2 protein-coding genes are annotated in these 2,129 nt (G+C 73.5%); both read right to left on the minus strand.

Annotation, left to right across the window (positions count from 1 at the left end):
* Positions 1 to 102: 102 nt before the first annotated feature.
* Complete coding sequence (melA, locus tag ACFFNX_RS48335; protein WP_378213177.1) at positions 103 to 1,425, minus strand: alpha-galactosidase; 1,323 nt, start codon at positions 1,423 to 1,425, stop codon at positions 103 to 105.
* A 56-nt stretch (positions 1,426 to 1,481) separates the two neighbouring features.
* A partial coding sequence (locus ACFFNX_RS48340; protein ID WP_378213178.1) for a class II fructose-bisphosphate aldolase occupies positions 1,482 to 2,129 on the minus strand: 648 nt, incomplete at its 5' end.

Below are 2,129 nucleotides of genomic sequence, written 5' to 3' on the forward strand. Positions count from 1 at the left end.
TGCCGCTGTCCACCAGCGTCTCGGCCTGGCCCGCGGGCGGCGTCTCGGGCGCGCCCGAGACCAGCACGTCCGGGTTGGCGCCGCCGACGACGAGGAGGTCGATCACGGCCGGAGCGATCCGCGCAGCGCGGGCGGCAGGGCGTCGCCGTGCGCCTCGGCCATGGCGTCGCAGAGCGACCAGATCTCCTCGACCGTCAGCGCCGCGGCGGTGGCGGGATCGGCCATGGCGGCGTGCCGTACGTGCCGCGGGTCGCCCTCGACCGCGGCGGCGACGGTCAGGTCGACGACGTTCAGGAAGCTCCGGTTCAACGCCGCGAGCTGCGGCGGCAACGCCCCCACGTGGTGGGGGTGCACGCCGAGGCGGTCCAGCGTCGCCGGCACCTCGACGCCGGCCCCGGCCGGGAGGTTGGTGATGAGTCCGGTGTTGGCCGTCGTGACCTGGATGGTGCGCAGCGTGCCGGTGGCCAGGCTGTGGATCACCTGGGGCGCGTACTCCGCGGCGTCCTCCTCCTCGCCCGGCTCCGGCTCGCGACCGGCCGCCAGCGCGTCGCGTACGGCCTCGTACTCGGCGAGGTTGGCGGCGCTGATCCCGACATAGTCGTCGACCGGGATGCGCAGGCGCTCGATCTCGGCCGCGTCGCGCAGGTACCAGGGCACGTACTCCGAGGAGTGCTCGCTGGTCTCGGTCGGGTAGCGGCCGAGACGCCGGTACATGTCGACCCGTACGCGGCGGAGGAGTTCCGGGTCGGCGGCGATCGCCGCGTCCAGCGCCGGGTACAGGTCGCGTCCCCGGTGCTCCCAGCGCAGGACCCACGCCTGGTGGTTGACGCCGGCCGAGACGACGTCGACCTCCTCGTACGGGACGTCGACGAGCGTGCACAGGTCGCGTACGGTCCAGTAGACCGAGTGGCAGAGCCCGGCGGCCTTCAGGCCGGGGGCGACGGCCGCGAGGTACTGCAGGTTCATGGCCATCGGGTTCGTGTAGTTGAGCAGCCACGCGTCCGGGCACACGGCCGCCATGTCGGCGGCCAGCGCCGCCAGGAACGGGAACGTGCGCAGCGCACGGAAGATCCCGCCGATGCCGAGGGTGTCGCCGATCGTCTGCCGGAGCCCGAACCTCGCGGGCACCTCGAAGTCGGTCACGGTCGCGGCGTGACCGCCGATGGCGACCATGTTCACCACGGCCTGCGCGCCCTCCAGGGCCGCCCGGCGGTCCGTGCTCGCGACGATCTCCGGCTTGGCACCGTGGCGTGACGCCGTACGGTGCGCCAGCGCCTCGGCCACCGAGAGTCGGTCGGGGTCGATGTCGTGCAGCGCGATCCGGACGTTCGCCAGCTCGGGGAAGGAGAAGATGTCGCGCAGCAGCTGCCGGGTGAAGACGACCGAGCCTGCGCCGACGAACGCGACGCGGAACGGTTCAGTCACGGAGTCCTCCTTCGCCGGGTGGGTGACCGGGAACGCTGTGTTCTCAGTTCGCTCGCTCATGTCGTGGGGCCTTCCGTGGAGCGCAGCACGCCGAGCAGGCGGGCCACCTCGGCGGCGGTGGCGTCCCGCGCCGGGCCGAGGTACTTGCGGGTGTCGACCAGGGCGGGGTCGGCGGCGAGGCGCTCGCGCGCGGCGCCGGTGAACACCTTGTTGAGCTGGGTGGCAATGTTGATCTTGGTCATGCCGGCGGTGACGGCGGCCGTCAGGTCGGCGTCGGCCACACCGGAGGAGCCGTGCAGCACCAGCGGCACCGGGACGGCCTCGCGCAGTGCGGTGATGAGGGCGAAGTCCAGCGCGGCGTCACGGGTGAGCATCGCGTGCGAGGTGCCCACCGCCACGGCCAGGCCGTCCACACCCGTGGCGGCGACGTACGCGGCCGCCTCGCCGGGGTCGGTGCGCGCGCCGGGCGCATGCACGCCGTCCTTGCCGCCGACCTCGCCGAGTTCGGCCTCGATCCAGACGTCGTGGCCGTGGCAGGCGCGTGCCACGTCGGCGGTGGCGGCGACGTTCTCCTCGTACGGCAGCGCCGAGGCGTCGTACATCACGGACCCGAAGCCGAGCCCGACCGCCTCCTCCACCAGGGAGCGTTCGGTCGCGTGGTCGAGGTGGAGGGCGACCGGGGCCGCCGCGAGCTCGGCGACGGC

It is taken from the genome of Actinoallomurus acaciae, from assembly GCF_042429965.1.
Lineage (GTDB): Bacteria > Actinomycetota > Actinomycetes > Streptosporangiales > Streptosporangiaceae > Actinoallomurus > Actinoallomurus acaciae.